The organism is Clostridium moniliforme (assembly GCF_017873235.1).
In the GTDB taxonomy this organism is placed as follows: domain Bacteria; phylum Bacillota; class Clostridia; order Clostridiales; family Clostridiaceae; genus Clostridium; species Clostridium moniliforme.
This window is the reverse complement of record NZ_JAGGJZ010000009.1, coordinates 24,835-47,257: the sequence shown is the minus strand read 5'-3', so window position 1 is coordinate 47,257 and position 22,423 is coordinate 24,835. Positions and strand designations below refer to the sequence as shown.

Sequence of the window (22,423 nt, the reverse complement as noted above, 5' to 3'; positions counted from 1 at the left end):
GGGGATGAGAGGGTTTTATGGAAAATTTAATATTATACATTGTTGCTGCATTTTTTTTTATTGGAGCTATAGATTATATATTAGGAGATAGGCTTAGTTTAGGGTTTTTATTTAAAGATGGGTTAAATACAATGGGTCCACTTGCAATTTCAATGGTTGGAATAATTTCATTAACTCCTGTAATTACTGAAGGACTAAATTTATTTTTAGTTCCAATTGCAGAAAGGTTAGGAATTGATCCCTCAATATTTGTATCTAGTATTATAGCAATAGATATGGGAGCATTTAATATAGCAGAGAATATTTCGGTAAGTCAAAATATGATTTATTTTTCAGGTGTATTAATGGCATCTATGTTAGGGTGCACTTTAAGTTTTACTCTTCCTTTAGCACTTGGAATAATAAAAAAGGAAAGTAGACGGGACTTTTTTATTGGGACATTATTTGGAATTATAACTATACCAATAGGCTTATTTATTGGTGGTCTATTACTCAATATTCCAATAAAAATTATATTTATAAATTTATTGCCTATAATAATAATTTCAATATTATTAGGAATTGGAATAGTTTATAAAGGAGATTTTATGATTAAATCTTTTGATATTTTTGGAAAAGCTATTATTGTTATAAGTATAATAGGTTTAACTTTACAAGGGGTTCAATCAATTTCAGGGTTAGTAATTTTTGATAATATTATGCCATTACAGGATGCGTTAACAATTGTAGGTAAAATCGCTATATTTTTAGGTGGAGCTTACGTTATGTTAGAAGTTATAAAAAGAATTTTAGAAAAACCTTTAGATAAGATTTCTAATAAAATTGGAATTAATAATCATTCAATTGCAGCCTTTTTAGGAAGTTTAGCTTCAGCTATAATAATCTTTTTAAATTTTGAAAAGTTAGATAGTAAAGGAAGAATATTATGTAGTGCATTTTCAGTTGGAGGGGCATATGTTTTAGGAGGTCAGCTAGGCTTTGTTGCAAGTGAAGCTCCTAAAATAGTAAGTATTTATATTTTTACTAAATTATTATGTGGACTTTTATCAATTTTAATTGCAATATTATATATAAAGAGTAAAGAAAATAAAATTAGGGTTTAAAGGATTGATTTTATGAATAGTAAATTTAAGACAGCTGTGATTTTTATAATAACAGTAATTGTTTCTTTGTTTATTATTAACTATTTTAGTAAGGATAGAAGTAATACAGTAGGTGGAGAAATAACTATATGGGGAGACGAAAATAGCTATAGCTATATAAATGAATTAGCTAGAGATTATATGAAAAGCAATAAGAAAGCAAAAATAAAAGTTGAAAAAGTTAATTCAAAGGATTATTTTAATAAAATTGTTAACTTAGATAAAAAGAATATGCCTAATATTGCTCATTTTAATAGTTTAGAGATAAGCAAATTAGTAAGCAAGGGTATAAATTTAGGTAATGAGTGGAATTTAATAAACACATATAAGATGAATTTTTCAAATAGTAGATTACAAGAGATTAATATTAATGGAAAAATATCAGGAGTGCCTTTTACAAGTAGACCTTTAGTATTGTATTTAAGAGAAGATGTATTAAATAAATATGGATATTCTAGTGAAGAAATAAATACATGGGATGATTTAATTAAAATATCAGAGGATATTTATAAAAAGAGTAAGGGAAAATATAAAGGATTAAATGGAAATGGACAAGATTATAAAGATTTATTAACTTTACTCATAATGCAAAATATGGAGTATATTAAAGATAAAGATAAAATAATTAAATCAGTAAATAAAGAAATAAAGAAACTTACGTATAAAAAAATACTTACATCTAATGATTATGAAGGATATTTTGGAAAAATTTCTTCTATAAGAGGTATGAAATCTATTGAAGATTTAAAGGAAAAGTGTATATGGACAGCTAATAATCCTCCAGCTGAAGAAATTGGAGCAAATAGATTTTTTGTAGCACAAGGACAAAATTTTGTTGTATTAAATAGTAGTAGCGATAATTCTAATCTTACAGATAGTTTTTTAGAGTATATAAGCAATAATAGTAAAATAGCATTAAAATATGCTATTAATGGTGATGTTTTTCCAAGTTATATTTTTGCTTATAAAAGTAAATCTGTAGAAGAACAAATTAATAATTTTAAAGGAAAAAGCCCTCTTGTTGTTATGAGTAACATAGCCAAGAAGGCACCTAAAATAGAAGATTACAATCTTTATAAGAAAATAGAAGAACAATTAATAAGTTAATGATGATATTATATTTTTATATGCATTAAGAGTCTTTGTTGCTGTTTGCCTCCAAGAAAATTGGAGGCTTCTTTTATATCCATTTTCTGATAAATTGTTTTTTAAATCATAATTTTCAAGTAAGTTAAACATATTTTCAGAAAGCTCATCTTCCTTTAAAGGATTTATAAGTAATGCTGAATTGCCTGTAACTTCTGGTATTGAAGTTGTGTTTGAAGTTATAACAGGGGTTTTACAGCTCATTGCTTCTAGTGGAGGAAGTCCAAAGCCTTCATAGTAAGAAGGATATACAAAGATTTCAGCTCCATTATAAAGTATAGGAAGATCTGAATTTTCTAAAAATCCTGTAAAAATAACATCTTCATTTAAATTTAAAGTATCACAATAATTTTTTAGATTAAGTCCCTCATCTTTAAGAGAGCCTCCAAGTACTAATTTATATTTTTTAGATAAACTATTTTTAATTTTAAAGAAGGAATTTATTAAACCCTTCACATTTTTTCTAGCACTAAATCCTCCTATATATAGTATATAAGGATCTTTAAAGTTAAATTTTTCTTGTATTAAATTTCTACATTTTACTTTATTCATTGGAGTAAATTCATTATTTGTAGATAAAGGAGTAACAAATATTTTATCCTCTGGATAACCTTTAAAAAATTTTAGTATATCCTTTTTTGAATATTCTGATACTGTAATTATTCCTTTTGAGTGCTCTACTATATTTGGCATATCCTTTAAAAATCTTTTTAAATACCCCTCACCAACAGTTTCAGGCATTATATAAGGAATCAAATCATGTATTGTAACTACTGTATTTATATCATAGTTAAATGGATAGCCTATTCCATTTTGAGGAATATGATATAAGTCTAATTCTTTGTTTTTAATTAAATTTGGAATATATTCTTTTTCGAAAAAGCTTCCATGTTTTCCAGAACACAGAATAAGTTCTGTATTATCTTTTAAGAAATTATTATCTATTTTACCAGTCCAAATAAGAGTAAAAAGATTAGATTTATCTATGTTTATTATTTCTGAAACTAAGTTTTTTGTATATGTTCCTATTCCAGTTCCTTCATGTAAATTTATACTTCTAGAATCTATGCAAACTTTCATTAAAACACCTCAAATTATCTATATAATATAAAATATTAGAAATAGTAAATTTGGTGAATGAAATCACATTGAATTAATAGATTCATATAATAAAAATAAATAAGAGTTTGGAGAAAATATATGAATCTTAATGAAATAAAAAAAACAGTTGAAGAGGAATATTGTATAAAGATAAAATCCATTAAAAAAATTAAAAATGTATACAAAATAAACGGAAATGATGGATATTGTCTTAAGGTTGTTAAATATAATTTCTCTCATTTTTATTTTATTTTATCTTCAATCCTTCATTTAAGAAATAAAGGATACTTAAATGTTTTAGATATAATAAAAAATAAAAATAATGAATACTATATAAATTTAGGTTTTGAAACTTATGGATATTTAACTAAATGGATTGAATCTAGAAAAAGTGATTATGATAATTTAGATGAACTTAAAAAGGTATCAGAGGAAGTATCAAAGTTACATGTTTATAGTAGGGATTTTACTATTACTAAAAATATGAATCCTAGAATATATTGGTTTTCATGGATAAATGTTTTTAAAACTAGAAAAATGGAAATTTTAGATTTTGCAAATAGAATTTCTCAAAAAGCTAAAAAAAATGAATTTGATAATATATTTTTAAATAATTTGGAAAATGAATTAGCTAGAGCTGATAAAAGTATACAAGGTCTTATAAATAGTGAATATATTAATATAATGAAAAAACATATGATGAAGAGAGAATTTTGTCATCATGATCTTGCAGATCATAATATTTTAATAGATAAAAATAACTGCATAAAAATTATAGATTTTGACTATTGTATTTTAGATAGTCACTTACATGATTTATCTTCCTTATTTATTAGATCTATGAAAAATCATAGTTGGAGTAATAAAAAGGGTATTGAAATACTTAATAGTTATTCTAAAAATATTGAAATTACTAAAAGTGATTTAGTAGTTATGAAGGAATTTATAAGATTTCCACAAAGTTTTTGGCAAATTGGACTTCAAGTATATTGGGAACAACAACCTTGGAAAGAGGAGGTTTTTTTAGAGAGAATTAATAGGTACTTAGATGATGCTGAAGAAAGGGAGGATTTCATAAATAATTTTTTTAATTAAAGGGGGGATTAATATAAATGAGGAAGCTCTTTCAAAATATTTACTAGAAAACAATGTGTTTATAATAGGAGAATATTTTAAAGTTAAAAAAAGTGATTCTAATGTTTTAAATCATATAGAAGCTATAAAATCTATTCAAAATATACTTATGGGATATCATTCAGTTGAAAAAAATAGCATATTAAGTGAAATAGGAAAAAGAGTTGATAGAATTTTTGTAATGACTAAAAAATTAGAAACTTTATTTAAAGAAAAAAATTATTATGAAAAAAGAATATTAGAAGAAGCAAAAAAAGCACTTGAAGAATTAGAGAAAATTAATTATATAGACATATACAAAAGGGGGATGGAGAGATATGAAATATGTATAGATAAAGTTGATGAGAGTAACTTAAGAATAATGGATAATATTGAAATTGGAAAAATAAAAAAATTTAATTTTAATATAATTGAAGAAGATTTTATAAATTATCTATTTAAGCTTAAAAAAGGGTGCAGTAAAGAATTAATAAAAGAATATTCAATTGAATATGTAAGTAAATTAAAGTTAAGGAAAACTAGCTTAGACTATATAAATTTAATTATTAATATTCCTCAAGAAAGTTTAAAATATTGGTATAAAAATAGATATGAATGGGATGTGTTTAGAAGTAATTTAAAAAATATTGCTGAAAAGGAATTAGGATTTTAAGGGAGGTTTATAATGGGAAGATCTAAATACTTAGAAAAAAATTTCCTGTGTAAATATGATTTAAGTAAAAATTTTTTTGATAAGTTAGGTATTGATATATTAGATATTACTCCTATTAGAAAGTTATTCATATTAAACACAACTAATGGATCTAAAATTCTTAAAAAAGTTGATTACAAAGAGGAAAAAATAAGATTTATAGATGAATCTTTAAAATTTATAAATAGAAACTTTAAAAATACTATGAAAATGGATAGAATAAATGATAATGATGCTTTTATATGCTGGAAGGATGAGAACTATATTTTAATGGATTTAATAAATGGACGTGAAGCATCAGTAAGTAATCCTGTTGAAGTTAAAATGTGTAGTGAGGCTTTAGCTAATCTCCATAAGGCATCAAAAAACATATTAGAACATTTAAATGAAAAAAGAATTCAACCTATTATTGGAGAAAATTTGTGTAATTGTTATAGTAATATAAAAGATGATCTTATAAATATAAAATCATGGGTTAAAGGATATTCTTATAAAAATGAATTTGATAAATTATTTTTAGAAAATTGTGATAGATATATAGAAGAAATAAAAAAAGTAGAAGAAATGCTTTGGGTTAGCAATTATAAAAAATTAATAAAGGATCAAGAACTTATATCTATATGTCATAATGACCTTGCAAATCATAATTTTATAATTAACGAAAATGATGTTAATATAATAGATTTTGATTATGGAACAGTAGATTTAAGAACAATAGATTTAGCTGATTTTCTTTTAAAATGGATTAAAAATAGTACCTTTGATATAAGTAAAGGAAAACTTGTTCTTGAAAGCTATAATAACATATTAAATATAAAAGATGATGAGTATAAGTTAATATATGTATTAATGAGTTTTCCAAGAGATATATACTCAATAATTAAATCATATTATCACAAAAGCAAAGAATGGGAAATGGAAGTATTTCTACACAGATTTAAAAATAAACTAGAAAATGATGTGTTTAGAATTAAGTTCCTTAATGATTATAAAGAACTTTATGAAAAAGAGATTTTTTTTAGTTAAGTTAATAAAAGAAGTGGGTAATAAAAGTTTTTTCTTATTACCCACTTCTTTTAATTATTTAAAATATTTTCATAAGCTTTAATTGTAGATATTGCAGTATTTTCCCAAGAAAATAATCTACTTCTTGTTAATGCTTTCTTTACCATGGCTAATACAAGTAAACTATCACTTAAGACTTTTTCTATTGCATAACTTAAATCATCTGGATTGTTAGGATTTATAAGAAGTGCAGAATCATAACACACTTCTGGAAGTGATGTTACACTAGATGTTATTACAGGAGTACCACAAGCCATAGCTTCTATAGGAGGCAAACCAAAGCCTTCATAAAAGGATGGATAAACTAGCATTTCTGAAGCATTATAAAAATAAGGTAGATCTTTAGATGGAATGAAACCTGTAAAAATAACATCATTTTGAACATTTAAATCTCTAGCTCTTTTTAGATATATATCATATGAAAGACCTTTTTTACCTGTTATAACTAACTTAGTAGTTTTTCTATAAGGTGCTGGTAACAAAGAAAAAGCTTCAATTAGTCCTACTATATTTTTTCTTGGACTAAAACCTCCAACATATAATATAAAATCAGATTTAATTCCATATTTTCTTTCAATATTTTTTTTACACTGGCACTTACTCATTGGTTTATAAATACTTTCTGCAGCTAAATGGGTTACAAAAATTTTATCCTTTGGAAAATTAAACTCCTTAAATATATCTTGCTTTGAAAACTCCGAAACAGTTATTATACCATCACAATTATCAATAATTTTAGGCATTTCATCATTAAATATTTTAAGATAACGATCGCTTACTGTCTCTGGCATTCTAAGTGGGATTATATCATGTAATGTAATGGCTTTTTTACAATTATTAATATTTTTAGAAAGTCCTACACCGTTTTGAGGAACATGATATAATTCCATATTATTATTTGTTAAAATATTAGGAACTTTAATTTCATCCCAAAAGTTTTCTTTAGTTACTGTATCGACCTTTTCAATTTTAAAGTTAGAATTTAAATTATTTAGTTCTTTATTATCAGGAGTGAAAATTAAATAGTTATTATTAAAGTCTACCATATTTAGACTTTGTATTAGTTGACTAGTATATGTGCCAATGCCTGTTCCTCTATACAATTTTGCGGCTCTGCCGTCAATGCCAATTTTCATTACTTAATCCTCTTTTAAAGTATTATTACTTTTATTATATATATTTATAGTAAAAAATGTTAATAAAAGAAATGGCATACACATATAAATATTAAGGGGTGATTGAAATGATGAGAGAGTTTGAAATAGAAAGACAATTTAATATTGAAATTGAAACTCTAAAACCAAATAAAGGGGTTTATTATTTAAATACTAATAAAGGAGAGAGATGTCTTAAAAAGATAAATTATGGACCTCAAAAACTTTTGTTTGTTTATGGAGCTAAAGAACATTTAATAAAAAATGGATTTGATAAAGTAGACAGGTATTTTTTAAACATAGAGGGTGAACCATATGCATTAGTAAATGAAGACTTATATACATTATCAAAATGGTTAGAAGGAAGAGAGTGTGATTTTAATAAAATACCAGAAGTAAAACTTGCAGCAGAAACTTTAGCAAAATTACATGAAGCTTCAAAGGGGTATGATCCTCCAGAAAATTCTAAATTAAAAAGCGATTTAGGAAGATGGATAAATCTAATGAAAAAAAGAGTTAAATCTTTAGATAAAATGAGAGACATGGTTAGAAAAAAACATAATAAGAGTGATTTTGATTTACTTTATATTAAGTCAATGGAATTTTATAAAGAAATGGGAAAAGAAGCTTTTAAAACATTAGAGGAATCAAATTATAATGAACTTTGTGAAATAGCAGAAAAAGAAAAAAGCTTTTGTCATCATGACTTTACTTATCATAATATAATAATTGATAATAATGAAGAAGTTAATGTTATAGATTTTGACTATTGCAAAAGAGAGATAAGAGCTTTTGATATTTCAAATTTTATGATAAAAGTTTTAAAAAGAGTAGATTGGAATATAGAATATGCTAAAGCTATAATTGAAGCATATAATGAGGTAACTCCTTTAAGAGATGATGAATATAAAGTATTATTAGCTTATTTACAATTTCCTCAAAGATATTGGAGATTAGCTAATAGATATTATTATAATGAAGTTAATTGGGGACAAAATACATTTGCAAAAAAACTTCAAGGAATAATAAATGAAAAAGATAATTATCTTAAATTTTTAGATGAGTTTAAAAAAGAATACAATATTAACTAAAATAGAACTCCGTTAATGGAGTTCTATTTTAGTTAAACATAAATTATATTTTTGCATAGAATAATATAGAGAAATAATAATTTAAGGTATAAATATGGTTGTAGGAGATATAGTTGTAAGAAAATCATATGATAAGGATGTAACTTTTAAAATAGTAGATATAATTTATGAAAATGGGAAAACAATTTTTGTTCTTAAGGGAATCAATATAAGAGTTATAGCTGATGCTACTTTGGAAGATCTAGAAAAGGTTTCTGAAGATTATTCAGGAGAAAAAGATAAAATATTAAATAGTAGAGTTAATAAAGCTATAAAGACAGCTATTTCAGCAAGAGAAATAGAAAATAGAAAATGTTCAGTAAAAAATAATAAGGTAATTAATGCTAAAGGGGATACGGAGGAATTATTTTTTGGAAGACCAGGTAAAATACTTCATGTTGATGGGGATAAAGAATATATGGATACTTGTCTTAAAGTATATAAACAATTATCTCTTGATGCAGTTGGCGTATCAATATCTGAAAAGGAACAACCAAATAAAATTGTTGACCTTGTAAAGGAAGTAAAGCCAGATATAGTTGTTCTTACAGGTCATGATGGTGTAATTAGGGGGACAAGAGATTATTTAGATTTAAATAATTATAGAAATTCAAAGTTCTATAGAGATGCAGTAAAAGCTTTAAGAGATTATAACTCTAGTTACGATGAACTGATAATTTTTGCTGGTGCATGTCAGAGTTGTTATGAATCTATGTTAGATGCTGGAGCAAATTTTGCATCTTCCCCTAGTAGGGTTTTAATTCACTGTTTGGATCCTGTGTTTGTATGTGAAAAAGTAGCTTATACTAAAATAAATGATATAGTATCAATTAAAGAAGTGATAGATAATACAATAACTGGAATAAAGGGTGTTGGTGGACTTCAAACAAGAGGAAAATATAGAGAAGGCTATCCTAAGTCATCATATATTTTATAGAAATATAATTAATTTAGAATTTATATATGTAATATTTAAATAAATTTATTATGAATAAATAATTAGGCTTTTACAAATAATAAAAAAGGTAAATAAGAAAATATAAAAATATATTGACATTATATTTATTAAATGATAAAATAAAAATTTTATTTGACTTATATTCAAAAAAATGGTATAATCAAATAAGGAAAGAGGGTGTTTTCATGGGAACCATTAAAACTATTGCCTCAATTAAAAAAAGTATTGAGGGGCACCTTGGAGAAAAAGTAACTTTAAAAGCCAACGGAGGAAGAAAAAAGATTCTGGTTAACGATGGAGTTTTAGAAAGTGCTTATCCTAGCATATTCGTAATAAGATTAGACAATGACACCCAAAGAACCGTGACATATAGTTATTCAGATGTATTAACTCAAACAGTGCAATTACATTTTCCAGGATAGAAATAAAGCTTCGAAATTTTTTCGAAGTTTTATTTCTTTTTTTTGCAAAAAAAAAAGAAAGATGGTGGGTTTCCATCTTTCAACTATGGTATAAAAGGGTATTGAGAATTTATGAGAGGTTATATGGTCAATAACCAATTCTTATATTACGACAAAAAGATACCTTTGTCAACAAAAAAATAAAAGAAATTTTTTAAAAAATTAAAAATATATATAATACATAAAAAATATTTCTTTAATATGGATTCATTGATTAAAAATAACAAAATTAATAAATCTTTTTAACTTCTAATAGTCATAAATTTTAAATATTTTTATATAAATAGTAGTAGGTATTTTATAGGAGGGGTTAAAAATGGCAAGTATAGATGTTATAAAAGAAAATATTAAATTTGAGCAACTTTTAAATGAAAGTAATACCACTACTATGTTAAATGATGAGTATCTTATACCAGATACCCATCCAGATGTAGAAAAGTTATTACTTGTTGATGCAAAGCCAACTGTTATATCTAAGGAAATTGTTGGGGATAAAGTTATAGTAGAAGGTAATATAGAATATAATGTACTTTATTTAGCAAAAGAAGAGGATACTATAGTTTCAGCAGTTAATTATTCTAAAAAATTTAATAGTAGTTTAGACTTGCAAGAAAGTGAACATAAAATGATCTGTGAAGTGGTATGCAGAGTAGAACATATTGAAGCACAAATAATAAATGAGAGAAAAATTGCTATTGATGGAGTGATTGATTTTAATTGGGAAGTGTATGAAGGAAAAGAAGTTGAACTTGCAAAAGATATTTCAGAGAATAAAGGAGTTGAAGTTCTTAAAAAGAATGAAGTGATAAACAGTAAAAATATTAGTGAAAATATTGAAATACTTGGAAAATCAATGATTAGAGTTAGTATGGATAAGCCATCAATATCTAAAATACTAAAATCAAAAATGGAACTTCAAAAAAAAGAAGTAAAAATAGGTGAAGAAAAAGTATATTGTGGTTGTTATTGTAAGGTTGAAATAATATATTTAAGTAATGAAGGTAAAGATATATATTATTTAGAAGATAATATTTATCTATCTAAAGAAATTGAAATGACAGGGGTAACTCCTGATATGGTAGTAGCTTCTGATTTTAATATAAAAAATAAAGATATAACAGTTGAGGAAGATGATTTAGGGGAAGCTAGAATAGTTAACACTGAAGCCTTAGTTATCTGTAATGTAAAAGTATTTTCAAAGAAAAATATAGATGTTATAGTAGATGCTTATTCTCCTAAGTTTAAAGTTGAAGTGTCAAAGAATGAACATAATATTGGAATGCTTCAAGGAATATATAATAATGAATCTATAATTAAGGATAATATATATATAAATGAGAGTAACATGATTCCAGAAAAAATAATAACTTATTTGGCTAATGTTGTTTTAACAGATAAGTCAGTTTCTCAAGACAAAATAAAGGTTTCTGGATATATAAAAGTTGATGTTATATATAAGACTAATGATGAAGAAAATTACTTAGATAAAGTTTCAGGAGATATTCCTTTTAATATAAATATAGATGCAAATGGTGTAAATGAAAATATGAAGGCATTAATAAGAGTATTTATAGAAAATATAGATATAGCAATTGAAGCAAATACTATTTCAGTAAGAGCAAATATAGAAGTTATAGCTAAAGTTTTATTTGAAATTAATAAAGAATTTGTAAGTGACATAGTAGAGGTTGAAGGTGAGGAAGTTAAGAAAAAGGCTAGTATTACAATTTATGTTGTTGGCGAGGGTGATACATTGTGGAAGTTAGCAAAGAAATACAATACTACAATGAGTGAAATTATAAAAATTAATGAATTAGAAGATATAGATGATTTAACAATTGGAGAAAAGTTATTAATACCAGGAAGAGCTATATAATGGAATAAAATAAAAAGTCTTACTAAGTTTTTAGTAAGACTTTTTATTTTTTTATAACATTAAATAATATTGAATAGTAAATAATAATTTAGGAAATAATAATAAACACATGATTTGAGGTGATATTATGAAATCTAAGTTAAATTATAACTTAGTTATAATAGGTGGAGCAGAAGATAAAGAAGGAAGAAAAAAAATACTAAATGAAGTATGCAATTTAATTAATAAAGAAGAAGATACACTATTAGTTGCAACTATTGCTTCTGAAATTCAAGAAGATATGAAAAGCATCTATAATAAAGTATTTAGAAAAATAGGTGTTAATAATATAGAATTTTTAGATATAAATGAAAGAGAAGAAGCATATTTACAAAAAAATATTGAACTTGTAAATTCAGCTAAATTAATATTTTTTACAGGAGGAGACCAATTAAGAATTACTAGTTTAATAGGGGGAACGCCTTTAAATGAATCTTTAATTGAAGGATTGAAAAGTGGAAAGATAATAGTTGGTACATCAGCAGGTGCTTCAGTTATGAGTGAAACTATGATTCTAGATGGTGATGATGAAGAATCTCCTAATAAAAATAGTATTAATATGTCTCCTGGAATTGGATTAGTTGAGAATGTAATTATTGATCAGCATTTTAGTCAAAGAGGAAGAATAGGACGTTTATTAACTGGTATAGCTGAAAATCCTGAAAATTTAGGAATTGGAATAGATGAAGATACTGCAATAATAATTAATGAAAAAAAACTTTTAAGAGTAATTGGCAGTGGAGCTGTATATATAATAGATGGAAGCAAAATAAATCATACGAATGTTTCAGAACAATTTATGGATAAGACACTAAGTATTTTTAATGTTAAGTTGCATGTACTTATAGAAGGAAACAAATTTGATTTAACTAATAAGATACCTTTTGAGGAGGAAGTATTTAGAAATGAAGATAAAAGGGATAAGAGTATTTAATGGAAGAAATATATATTCTCATAGAAAATGTATAAGAATGGATGTAGATTTAGAAGGATATTCACAAATTCCAAGTAAAGAAATTAATGGGTTTAATAATAATATTTTGAAAATATTGCCTACTTTAAATGAACATAGATGTGGAATAGATGTTGAAGGTGGATTTGTTATAAGGCTTAATGAAGGAACATATTTAGCTCACATTTGTGAACATATTATAATTGCTATACAAAACATTATTGGAATAAACTGTTCTTATGGTAAAGCGAGAGAAGTTAAAGGTGAACATTATTATGTGATTTATGAATATTTGTATAAAAAAACAGGGATTGAAATTGGAAAATTAGCTGTTGATTTAATAAATTCATTAATTTTAAATAAAAATATTAATTTTGATGAAAGAATAAAAATAATTAAAGATATTTTAAATAAAGAAATTATAGGACCAAGTACAGAGGCAATTAAAAATGCAGCGGAAAGATCAGGTATTCCAGTTTTTCAAATAGATGATTCTGGATATTATCAGATAGGATATGGAAAACAAGGACGAATTATTGAAGCAACAATTGGAAATAATACTAGCTGCGTTAGTGTGGATATAGCTTGTGACAAGATGTTTACAAAGACAATGCTTAGAAGTCAAAATATTCCTATAGCTAGTGGAGAAAAGGTATTTAATATAATAAGCTTATTAAAAGAGGCGGAAAATATAGGATATCCAGTTGTTTTAAAACCTCAATGTGGAAATCAAGGTAGAGGTGTTATTTTAAATATAAAAAATGATAAGGAACTTTTAAAAGCTTACAATAAACTATGTAAAGAATATAAAGACATAATAATTGAAAAGTATATATATGGTAGTGATTATAGAGTTTGTGTAGTAAACAATGAAGTAGTTGCTGCATCTTTGAGGATTCCACCTTCAATATGTGGAGATGGAAAGAGAAGCATTAAAGAATTGATAAATGAACTAAATAGCAATCCTTTAAGAGGAACTGGTCATGAAAAACCATTAACAAAAGTTGTAGTTGATGATGAGGTTAAAGAGTTAATAAGTGAGTATGGTTATAATTTGAAAAGTATTCCTAAAAAAAATGAAGTAATAATTCTTAGAAAGAATGCAAATTTATCTACAGGTGGAATGGCCATAGACTGTACAGATGAGATCTGTGAAGAAAATAAAAAACTTTGTAGTAGAGTTGCCAAAATTATTGGGTTAGATATTTGTGGCATTGATATAATCTGTAAAAATATCAATAAACCATTAACTGGTCAAGGAGTAATTATGGAGGTTAATGCTGCACCTGGTATAAGAATGCATCATTATCCATCAAAAGGAAAAGCAAGAGATGTTGGGAATTATATTTTTAATCACTTATATAAAGGAACACCTAAAAATATTCCGTTAATAGCCATAACGGGAACTAATGGAAAGACAACTACAACTAGATTGATTTCTTATGTACTAAATCTTATGGGTAATACAGTTGGGATGACATCAACATCTGGAATATATATTGGAGATGAATGTATAGATATAGGTGATGATACAGGATATGAAAGTGCAAAGGCTATTCTTTTAAATAAGGATGTTGATGTAGCTGTTCTTGAAACTGCTAGAGGAGGTATGATTAAGAAAGGATTAGCATATGATTTAGCTGATGTTGGAATAATTACAAATATAACTGAAGATCATTTGGGGCTTAATGATATAAATACTATGGAAGATTTAAGTTTTGTTAAATCATTAGTTGTAGAAGCTGTTAAGCCAGAAGGATATTCAATTATAAATGCAGATGATAAGTGGAGTAAAAGTATAATTTCTAGAATTAAAGGAGAAATTATATATTTTTCAAAAGATAGAGAAAATTCATTAATTAAAGAAAATATAAATTTAGGTAAAAAAGCTGTTTTTATAGATAATGGTATGCTTTGTGTGGTGAGTAATGGAAGAAAATATAATGTAATAAAAATTGATGATATACCTATTACTTTAAATGGAAGTTTAACATTTAATATTGAAAATTCTTTAGCAGCATGTGCAGCTTTGGTTGGAATAGGAATAGATTATTGTATGATTGCTAGAGGATTTAGCAAATTTAAATTAGATTCTAATCATAATTCAGGAAGATTTAATATGTATGAAATAGAAGGAAGAAAAGTTATATTAGATTATGGACACAATGTTGATGGATATAGAGCGATATTTGAGTCATTAAAGAATATTAATCATAATAATTTAATTGGAGTTATAGGAATTCCAGGAGATAGAAACAATGAAATGGCAGAGGATATTGGTAAAATAAGTGATGAAAATTTAGACCTTATAATAATAAAAGAGGATAGAGATAAAAGAGGAAGAAAAACAGGAGAACTTGCAGAAATTATAAAAATGGGAATAAGCAATAAAGATAAATGCAAAATAGTATTGGATGAAGTTGAAGCTTTCAAGGAAGGACTTAGTATAAGTAAAGAGGGAGATATTGTAATAATATTTTTTGAAGAATTACAACCTTTAGTAGAAGTTATTAATGAAATTAAAAAAGAAAATAAAAATGATAGACTAGTTAATTTATAATTATATCTTCTATGTTTATTATTTTAATATTACAAAAATAGACAGGAATAATTTGCTATGATAAAATATGAAATAGCAAATTAACGAAAGAAGGGATATATTATGAATATAAAGGCTTATGCTAAAGTTAATATAGCGCTAGATATTGTTGGAAAAAGAGAAGATGGATATCATTTATTAAAGATGATAATGCAAGCAATAGACTTATATGATGAAATAATAATAGAAAAGATAAGCAAAGGAATAAAAATAAGTTGTAATAAGCCTTATGTCCCAACTGATGAAAGAAACTTAGCTTATAAAGCAGCAAAATTATTTATTGATAAGTTTAATATAAAGTCAGGTGTTAGTATAACAATTAAAAAAAATATACCTGTTTCAGCGGGACTTGCTGGAGGAAGCACAGATTGTGCAGCTGTTTTAAAGCTTATGAATAAAATGTTTAAAACTAATCTTACAGATGAAGAGCTAATGGAGTTAGGAGTAAAACTTGGAGCTGATGTTCCGTACTGTATAGTTTCAGGAACAGCTATTTGTGAAGGAATTGGAGAAAAAATTACAAAATTAAAACCTTTTAAAGATAAAATATTAGTTCTTGTAAAGCCTCCTTTTGGAGTTTCAACAAAAGCTGTATATCAAGAGTTTGACTTAGCAAAAGCTATTTTTCATCCAAATGTTGAAGAACTTATAAAAAATATGAATAGTGATAATTTAGAATATGTAGCTAAAAATATGAAGAATTTACTTGAAAATGTTACTTTATCAAAATATAAAGAAATAACATCTATAAAACAATCAATGCTTGAGTGCGGGGCTATGGGAAGTATGATGAGTGGAAGTGGTCCTACAGTATTTGCTTTTTTTGATGATATGGTTAAGGCACAAAGATGTTATGATATTATGAAAAAGAGATACAAAGATGTATTCATGACAAGAACAATATAATAAATATTTTGTATAAAACCTCCTTAATTGGTAATAATCATTACTATTAAGGGGGTTTTATTATGAAGAGATTTTTTGTTATAGTTATATTACTTATAGGAACATTATTTTTTACTGGATGTACAAGCTTACCTAATAAAAATGAAGAAGTTAAATATAATTATGAAAGTGTTAAAGATGAAATAATAAGATTTCATGTAATAGCAAATAGTGATAATAAAAAGGATCAAGATTTAAAACTTAAAGTTAGAAATGAAGTTATTAAATTTATAGAACCTTTATTAAATAAATCAAAAAGTATAGAAGAATCAAGAAGGATAATTAAAATTAATAATAAAAAAATAATTAAAATAGCAAAAAAGGTTATAAAAGAAAATGGATATAACTATAAAGTTGAGGGAAAATTATCGAAAGAAAATTTTCCAGAAAAAATGTATGGAAATATTGTGCTTCCACAAGGAGAATATGAAGCTTATAGAATATTAATAGGAAATGCTTCAGGTCAAAATTGGTGGTGTGTTATGTTTCCGCCATTATGTTTTGTTGATGTAACTAAAGGAGAAGTTGCTTATAATGAAACAGAGAAAAGAATGAATGAAGTTTTAGATAGTGAAGAATTAGGTAACAATAAAGAAAAGAAAGAGATTTCTAATAATAAAGATAAAGAAGATTATAATATTAAATTTAAGTTTTTAGAAGTTTTAAAAGAAGCATTTTAAAATAATAAAAAATTTAACTTGATAAAATCTTAGAAGAATCATAAACTATAATTTGTAACAATTTATGAAATTAAATATGTAGTTTAAATAAAATTATTTTAGGAGGAAATTTTATGACTAGAGCATTAGCTATGATATCAGGAGGATTAGATAGCATATTAGCTGCAAAATTAATAAAGGATCAAGGAATAGAAGTTATAGGAATATGTTTCAGATCATATTTCTTTAATGAAGAAAATGCTAAGAAGATGACTAAGCAAATAGATATACCTTTAGAAGTTATTGACTTTTCAAAGGAACATTTTGAAATGGTGAAAGACCCTAAAAATGGATGGGGAAAAAATATGAATCCATGTATTGATTGTCATGCTATGATGATGAGATATTCAGGAGAACTATTAAAGAAATTTAATGCTGATTTTATTATAACAGGAGAAGTTTTAAATCAAAGACCTATGTCACAAAATAGACAAGCTTTAAATAAAGTTAGAAAAGAATCAGGTTTTGAAGATAAAATACTTAGACCATTATGTGCACAAAATTTAGATGAAACAGAAATGGAGAAAAGTGGATTAGTAGATAGAGAAAAGTTACTTAAGATATCAGGTAGAAGTAGAAAGATTCAAATGGAACTTGCAGAAAAGTGGGGAATAAAAGATTACCCATCACCTGCTGGTGGATGTAAGTTAACTGAACCTAATTATTCAATAAGACTTAAAGAGACTCTTCAAAGAAATGGAGATGCAACTTCAGATGAAATTGAATTATTAAGATTTGGAAGACATTTTGTTAGTGATAGTGGATGCAAAATAATAGCTACAAGAACAAAAGATGAAGCAGATAAAATAAAGCAATTTTTATCAAAGGAAGATTTAGTATTTTATCCAGTTAGCTATAATGGTGCTATGATAATAATAAATGGTAAACATAATGAAAAAGATAAAGAATTAGCAGCTAAAATAGCAGGAAGATACTGTAAAGGAAAAGATTTAGATGAAATAGAGGTATCTTATGGAAAATTTGGATGTAAATTCGAAGGTACATTAAAAGTTAAACCTGCTACTGAAGAGGAAATAGACAGATATATAATTCAAGGAAAGTAGGGAGGAAGAACTTTGGAAAAAAAGGCAGTTATAAAAATAGTTAGTAATGCTACTATGGAAAAAGGAGAATTAATAGAAGTTGTTACCCCAGGCAATATAAAAAACGAAAATGATGAGATAATTGCAACTTATAAGGAAACAGAAATATCAGGAATGGATGGAACTGATACTAAACTTAGAATAGGTAAGGATTATGTAATTCTTGAAAGAGAAGGAAGTACTACAACTAAAATGCATTTTCAAAAAGATAAGCAATCTGTTTGTTTATATAATACTCCTTATGGAATGTTAGAATTAACAATTGATACAAAAGACTTAGAAATTGATGTGAATGAAGAAGGTGGAAATGTAGAAATAAAATATGAAATGAAAGTTGCGGATCAACCTTCAATAAAAACTCAATTAAAACTAGATATTAAGGCTTAAAAAGAGTGGTAAATTATTTACCACTCTTTTGGTTTATTTATTGAAATTAATGGTAATAATTGAGATAAGGAGTGGGTTTTTTGGTAAATAAAGAAAGGTATTTTAAAATTATAGAAGAAATATGTGCTTTTAATAATGTATCTAGAGAAGAAATTATAGAAATGTTTAAAGAAAAAGAAATTAGGTATTTATTTATATTATTTTTAAAAAAGTATAATTGCTGGAGTGAAGAGAATATAAAATACTTATTAAAAGTAAAAACTAGCAAAAGTATAAATTATAATTATAGAAAAGCTGAAGAAAAATTATTGATAAATAAGAAATTTAGAGATAAATATTTTGAGATAGAAAAGAAAATTAACTCAGTAATATAAAAAAATAAAATATGAATAAAAAAAGAACAAAATATGACTAGATATTAAAAAAAATATATGATAGTATATTATCTATGTTGTTAAAAGAAATAAATTTAAGCACCAATACCCCACAAATTCAATTCATGGGGTAATATCTATTATAACTTTAAATAGTATATATGTCAATTATAAAATAAATTTTTTCTCATGGGGAGGAAGTAAAATGAACAAAAGAACAAAATATGTATTCGTAACAGGTGGAGTAGTTTCAGCATTAGGAAAGGGAATTACAGCGGCATCACTTGGAAGATTATTAAAAAACAGAGGAGTTAATGTATCAATTCAAAAGTTTGATCCATATTTAAATGTAGATCCAGGAACAATGAGTCCATATCAACATGGAGAAGTTTTTGTAACAGATGATGGGGCAGAAACAGATTTAGATTTAGGACATTACGAAAGATTTATAGATGAAAATTTAACTCAAAATAGTAATGTAACTACTGGTAAAATTTATTGGTCAGTTATTTCAAAAGAAAGAAGAGGAGAATACTTAGGAGGAACAGTTCAAGTAATACCTCACATAACAAATGCTATAAAAGAAAGAGTTTATAGAGTTTCAAAGGAAAGAGATGTTGATGTTGTTATAACAGAAATTGGAGGAACTGTTGGAGATATAGAATCACAACCATTTTTAGAGGCAATAAGACAAGTAAGAAGCGAAGTAGGAGCAGAAAATGTTTGTTTTATACATGTTACATTAGTTCCATACTTAGGAAAAGCTGGAGAGCTTAAAACTAAACCAACTCAACATTCAGTTAAAGAACTAAGAAGTATAGGAATTCAACCAGATATAATTGTATGTAGAACAGAAAAAGAATTATCAGATGATATTAAAAATAAAATAGGATTATTCTGTAATATTGAAGGAAAAGCTGTTATACAAAATTTAGATGCTGAACATCTTTATGAAGTTCCTTTAATGTTACACGGTGAAGGATTAGATAATTTAGTTTGTGAAAAGTTACACTTAGGATGCAAAGATATAGATAATAGAGAATGGATTGACATGGTTCAAAGAATTAAAAATTTACAAGATGAAGTTACAATAGCTTTAGTTGGTAAATATGTAGAGTTACATGATGCGTATATATCAGTTGTAGAAGCATTAAATCACGGTGGTCTTGCAAATAATACTAATGTAAAAATTAAATGGATTAATTCAGAAGAATTAGAAAGTCAAGATGTAGAAAAAGTTTTAGCAGGTGTAGATGGAGTTTTAGTTCCAGGTGGATTTGGAGATAGAGGAATAGAAGGTAAAATTGAAGCTATAAGATGGGCTAGAGAAAACAAAGTACCTTTCCTTGGAATTTGTCTTGGAATGCAATGTGCAGTAATTGAATTTGCGAGAAATGTTGTTGGACTTGAAGGTGCACACAGTTCAGAATTAAATGCAGAAACAAAATATCCTGTTATAGATATTATGCCAGAACAAAAGGATATTGAAGATTTAGGTGGAACAATGAGACTTGGACTATATCCTTGTAAGTTAGATGAAAAAACAAAGTCATATGACTTATATAATGATGAAGTTATATATGAAAGACATAGACATAGATATGAATTTAATAACGAATTTAGAAAAGAAATTACTGAAAGTGGAATGACTATTGCAGGAACTAGCCCTGATGGAAGATTAGTTGAAATAATAGAAATAGAAGATCATCCATGGTTTGTTGCTTCACAATTCCATCCTGAATTAAAATCAAGACCAAATAGACCACATCCATTATTTGTTGGATTTATAAAAGCTGCATTAGAAGAAAGATAAACTTATATATAAGAAGATATTCTAAGATTTTAGAATATCTTCTATTTATTTTGGAAAGAATTAATAAAAAGAAAATTTTTAAATTAATTATAAATAAATACATTAAATCTCTTGCAAACATTTCAGTATTGAAGGATAATTAAATAAACATCAAGTTATCTAAGAGGCTTACCTTAAAAATTCCCAAAATAATTAAAGTTTACATAAATAAAATTTAGTACGGAGGTATCATTTTGACAAGAGAAGTTTATGAAGGAATGACTTTAGCAAAATTAAAAGAGATTGCTAAAGAATTAAATATAAAAAATATATCGAAATATAAAAAAAGTCAATTAATAGATGAGATTTTAAATAATAAAGTAAATTCTATTGAGAAAAATGGAGTTATATTAAAGGAAAAAATATCACCTAAGGTTAAGGAAAATAATAATTTAAATAGTCACCAAAATAATAATTATCAAAATACAAATAAAAGTTATAATAATCAAAATGATAGAAATAATATTTCACAAGCAGCAACTGTGTCGGGTATTTTGGAAATTCAAGAAAATAATAGTTTTGGTTTTTTAAGAGGAAAAAATTGTTTAAGTAGTAGTGAAGATGTATATGTGTCTCCAGCACAAATTAGGAGATTCAATTTATCTACTGGAGATAAGTTAGAAGGTAAGGTTAGGGAGCCTAAAGAAGGAGAAAAATTTAAAGCTTTAATATATTTAGAAAAGGTAAATGATGAAAGTCCTGAAAAGGCTATTAGAAGGATTCCTTTTGAAAAGTTAACACCAATATATCCTAAGGAAAGAATAAAACTTGAAAGAAAGGGAGAGAATGATCTTTCTACAAGATTAATGGATATAATTTGCCCGTTAGGTAAAGGTCAAAGAGGAATGATTGTTGCCCCACCAAAAGCAGGTAAAACAACTCTTTTGAAAAAATTAGCTCAAAATATATCAAAAAATTGTCCAGAGGTTAAGCTTATAGTATTGCTTATTGATGAAAGACCAGAGGAAGTTACTGATATGCAAAGATCTATAAATGGAGAAGTTATGTATTCAACATTTGATGAAGAACCACAAAATCATGAAAAAGTATCACAGATGATATTAGAACATGGTAAAAGAAGAGTTGAGCAAGGTCAAGATGTTGTAATACTCTTAGATAGTTTAACTAGATTATCAAGAGCATATAACTTAACAATTACTCCAACAGGAAGAACATTAACAGGAGGATTAGATCCTGGTGCTTTAATAATGCCTAAAAAATTCTTTGGAGCAGCAAGGAATATAGAAGAAGGTGGAAGCTTAACTATTCTTGCAACAGCACTTGTAGATACTGGTTCAAGAATGGATGATATGATATTTGAAGAATTTAAAGGTACAGGTAATATGGAAGTTCATTTAGATAGAAGACTTCAAGAGAGAAGAATATTCCCAGCTATAGATATTTATAAATCAGGAACAAGAAAAGAAGACTTGTTATTAACTAATGAAGAAAGAGAAGTTGCATATTCAATTAGAAAAGTTATGTATGCTGATGGAAATGTGGATAATGTAACAGAAAATCTAATAAAAATGTTAACAAAAACAAAAGATAATGATGAGTTTATAAGAATATTTGAAAAAAATAACATATAATAA

20 protein-coding genes are annotated in these 22,423 nt (G+C 25.8%); 18 read left to right on the top strand and 2 right to left on the bottom strand.

The features are described 5' to 3' along the window. Nucleotides 1-17 precede the first annotated feature (17 nt). Nucleotides 18-1,103, top strand: coding sequence for an ethanolamine utilization protein EutH (gene eutH, locus J2Z53_RS11225; protein WP_209797588.1), 1,086 nt, complete (start codon nt 18-20; stop codon nt 1,101-1,103). Between the two features lie 12 nt (nt 1,104-1,115). Next, nucleotides 1,116-2,249: an ABC transporter substrate-binding protein gene (locus J2Z53_RS11220; RefSeq protein WP_209797587.1), complete on the top strand. Its 1,134-nt coding sequence runs from the start codon at nt 1,116-1,118 to the stop codon at nt 2,247-2,249. Here the strand turns inward: J2Z53_RS11220 and J2Z53_RS11215 are convergent. Then, a complete protein-coding gene (locus J2Z53_RS11215) occupies nt 2,238-3,368 on the bottom strand; it encodes a glycosyltransferase family 4 protein (RefSeq protein WP_209797586.1) in 1,131 nt (376 codons plus the stop codon). The genes J2Z53_RS11220 and J2Z53_RS11215 overlap by 12 nt on opposite strands. 120 nt (nt 3,369-3,488) lie before the next feature. Here J2Z53_RS11215 and J2Z53_RS11210 point away from each other — a divergent pair, with 120 nt between their 5' ends. From J2Z53_RS11210 to J2Z53_RS11200, 3 genes are read left to right on the top strand one after another with little or no spacing between them, the layout of a single operon-like run. Next, nucleotides 3,489-4,484, top strand: a complete 996-nt coding sequence (locus tag J2Z53_RS11210) for a CotS family spore coat protein (protein WP_209797585.1) — start codon at nt 3,489-3,491, stop codon at nt 4,482-4,484. A 55-nt stretch (nt 4,485-4,539) separates the two neighbouring features. Beyond that, nucleotides 4,540-5,175 carry a hypothetical protein gene (locus tag J2Z53_RS11205; protein WP_209797584.1) on the top strand — a complete coding sequence of 212 codons (636 nt, stop codon included), beginning with the start codon at nt 4,540-4,542 and terminating at the stop codon, nt 5,173-5,175. 12 nt (nt 5,176-5,187) lie between these two features. Continuing rightward, entirely contained in the window at nt 5,188-6,240 is a 1,053-nt protein-coding gene (locus tag J2Z53_RS11200; RefSeq protein ID WP_209797583.1) for a CotS family spore coat protein, read from the top strand. 50 nt (nt 6,241-6,290) lie between these two features. Here J2Z53_RS11200 and J2Z53_RS11195 read toward each other — a convergent pair whose 3' ends face one another. Further along, nucleotides 6,291-7,415: a glycosyltransferase family 4 protein gene (locus J2Z53_RS11195; RefSeq protein ID WP_209797582.1), complete on the bottom strand. Its 1,125-nt coding sequence runs from the start codon at nt 7,413-7,415 to the stop codon at nt 6,291-6,293. A gap of 107 nt (nt 7,416-7,522) precedes the next feature. Here J2Z53_RS11195 and J2Z53_RS11190 point away from each other — a divergent pair, with 107 nt between their 5' ends. The 13 genes from J2Z53_RS11190 to rho all read left to right on the top strand — a co-directional run bounded on the left by J2Z53_RS11190 (nt 7,523) and on the right by rho (nt 22,420). Beyond that, nucleotides 7,523-8,524: a CotS family spore coat protein gene (locus J2Z53_RS11190; protein ID WP_209797581.1), complete on the top strand. Its 1,002-nt coding sequence runs from the start codon at nt 7,523-7,525 to the stop codon at nt 8,522-8,524. A gap of 94 nt (nt 8,525-8,618) precedes the next feature. Further along, complete coding sequence (gene yabG / locus J2Z53_RS11185) at nt 8,619-9,500, top strand: sporulation peptidase YabG (RefSeq protein ID WP_209797580.1); 882 nt, start codon at nt 8,619-8,621, stop codon at nt 9,498-9,500. Between the two features lie 206 nt (nt 9,501-9,706). Continuing rightward, nucleotides 9,707-9,943, top strand: coding sequence for a Veg family protein (locus tag J2Z53_RS11180; protein ID WP_209797579.1), 237 nt, complete (start codon nt 9,707-9,709; stop codon nt 9,941-9,943). Nucleotides 9,944-10,298: 355 nt separating this feature from the next. Further along, on the top strand, nt 10,299-11,858 hold the full coding sequence (locus tag J2Z53_RS11175; RefSeq protein ID WP_209797578.1) for a DUF3794 and LysM peptidoglycan-binding domain-containing protein: 1,560 nt from the start codon (nt 10,299-10,301) through the stop codon (nt 11,856-11,858). A gap of 127 nt (nt 11,859-11,985) precedes the next feature. Next, entirely contained in the window at nt 11,986-12,831 is an 846-nt protein-coding gene (locus J2Z53_RS11170) for a cyanophycinase (RefSeq protein WP_209797577.1), read from the top strand. After that, entirely contained in the window at nt 12,803-15,409 is a 2,607-nt protein-coding gene (gene cphA / locus J2Z53_RS11165; RefSeq protein ID WP_209797576.1) for a cyanophycin synthetase, read from the top strand. The genes J2Z53_RS11170 and cphA overlap by 29 nt, the downstream gene beginning before the upstream one ends. 102 nt (nt 15,410-15,511) lie before the next feature. Further along, entirely contained in the window at nt 15,512-16,354 is an 843-nt protein-coding gene (gene ispE / locus J2Z53_RS11160) for a 4-(cytidine 5'-diphospho)-2-C-methyl-D-erythritol kinase (RefSeq protein ID WP_209797575.1), read from the top strand. Nucleotides 16,355-16,416: 62 nt separating this feature from the next. Further along, on the top strand, nt 16,417-17,073 hold the full coding sequence (spoIIR, locus tag J2Z53_RS11155; RefSeq protein ID WP_209797574.1) for a stage II sporulation protein R: 657 nt from the start codon (nt 16,417-16,419) through the stop codon (nt 17,071-17,073). Between the two features lie 113 nt (nt 17,074-17,186). Then, nucleotides 17,187-18,176, top strand: coding sequence for a tRNA 4-thiouridine(8) synthase ThiI (locus J2Z53_RS11150; protein ID WP_209797573.1), 990 nt, complete (start codon nt 17,187-17,189; stop codon nt 18,174-18,176). Nucleotides 18,177-18,188: 12 nt separating this feature from the next. After that, nucleotides 18,189-18,602: a DUF1934 domain-containing protein gene (locus J2Z53_RS11145; RefSeq protein ID WP_209797572.1), complete on the top strand. Its 414-nt coding sequence runs from the start codon at nt 18,189-18,191 to the stop codon at nt 18,600-18,602. Nucleotides 18,603-18,682: 80 nt separating this feature from the next. Then, complete coding sequence (locus J2Z53_RS11140; RefSeq protein ID WP_209797571.1) at nt 18,683-18,976, top strand: hypothetical protein; 294 nt, start codon at nt 18,683-18,685, stop codon at nt 18,974-18,976. A gap of 205 nt (nt 18,977-19,181) precedes the next feature. Next, nucleotides 19,182-20,789 (top strand): CTP synthase, encoded by a 1,608-nt coding sequence (locus J2Z53_RS11135; RefSeq protein WP_209797570.1) that lies wholly within the window; start codon nt 19,182-19,184, stop codon nt 20,787-20,789. 233 nt (nt 20,790-21,022) lie between these two features. After that, entirely contained in the window at nt 21,023-22,420 is a 1,398-nt protein-coding gene (gene rho / locus J2Z53_RS11130) for a transcription termination factor Rho (RefSeq protein WP_209797569.1), read from the top strand. Nucleotides 22,421-22,423 lie beyond the last annotated feature (3 nt).

What these genes read in the sequence shown, in the direction of transcription:
- eutH (WP_209797588.1), top strand. Translation starts at nt 18, where the DNA reads ATGGAAAATTTAATATTATACATTGTTGCTGCATTTTTTTTTATTGGA.
- J2Z53_RS11220 (WP_209797587.1), top strand. Translation starts at nt 1,116, where the DNA reads ATGAATAGTAAATTTAAGACAGCTGTGATTTTTATAATAACAGTAATT.
- J2Z53_RS11215 (WP_209797586.1), bottom strand. Translation starts at nt 3,368, where the DNA reads ATGAAAGTTTGCATAGATTCTAGAAGTATAAATTTACATGAAGGAACT.
- J2Z53_RS11210 (WP_209797585.1), top strand. Translation starts at nt 3,489, where the DNA reads ATGAATCTTAATGAAATAAAAAAAACAGTTGAAGAGGAATATTGTATA.
- J2Z53_RS11200 (WP_209797583.1), top strand. Translation starts at nt 5,188, where the DNA reads ATGGGAAGATCTAAATACTTAGAAAAAAATTTCCTGTGTAAATATGAT.
- J2Z53_RS11195 (WP_209797582.1), bottom strand. Translation starts at nt 7,415, where the DNA reads ATGAAAATTGGCATTGACGGCAGAGCCGCAAAATTGTATAGAGGAACA.
- J2Z53_RS11190 (WP_209797581.1), top strand. Translation starts at nt 7,523, where the DNA reads ATGATGAGAGAGTTTGAAATAGAAAGACAATTTAATATTGAAATTGAA.
- yabG (WP_209797580.1), top strand. Translation starts at nt 8,619, where the DNA reads ATGGTTGTAGGAGATATAGTTGTAAGAAAATCATATGATAAGGATGTA.
- J2Z53_RS11180 (WP_209797579.1), top strand. Translation starts at nt 9,707, where the DNA reads ATGGGAACCATTAAAACTATTGCCTCAATTAAAAAAAGTATTGAGGGG.
- J2Z53_RS11175 (WP_209797578.1), top strand. Translation starts at nt 10,299, where the DNA reads ATGGCAAGTATAGATGTTATAAAAGAAAATATTAAATTTGAGCAACTT.
- J2Z53_RS11170 (WP_209797577.1), top strand. Translation starts at nt 11,986, where the DNA reads ATGAAATCTAAGTTAAATTATAACTTAGTTATAATAGGTGGAGCAGAA.
- cphA (WP_209797576.1), top strand. Translation starts at nt 12,803, where the DNA reads ATGAAGATAAAAGGGATAAGAGTATTTAATGGAAGAAATATATATTCT.
- ispE (WP_209797575.1), top strand. Translation starts at nt 15,512, where the DNA reads ATGAATATAAAGGCTTATGCTAAAGTTAATATAGCGCTAGATATTGTT.
- spoIIR (WP_209797574.1), top strand. Translation starts at nt 16,417, where the DNA reads ATGAAGAGATTTTTTGTTATAGTTATATTACTTATAGGAACATTATTT.
- J2Z53_RS11150 (WP_209797573.1), top strand. Translation starts at nt 17,187, where the DNA reads ATGACTAGAGCATTAGCTATGATATCAGGAGGATTAGATAGCATATTA.
- J2Z53_RS11135 (WP_209797570.1), top strand. Translation starts at nt 19,182, where the DNA reads ATGAACAAAAGAACAAAATATGTATTCGTAACAGGTGGAGTAGTTTCA.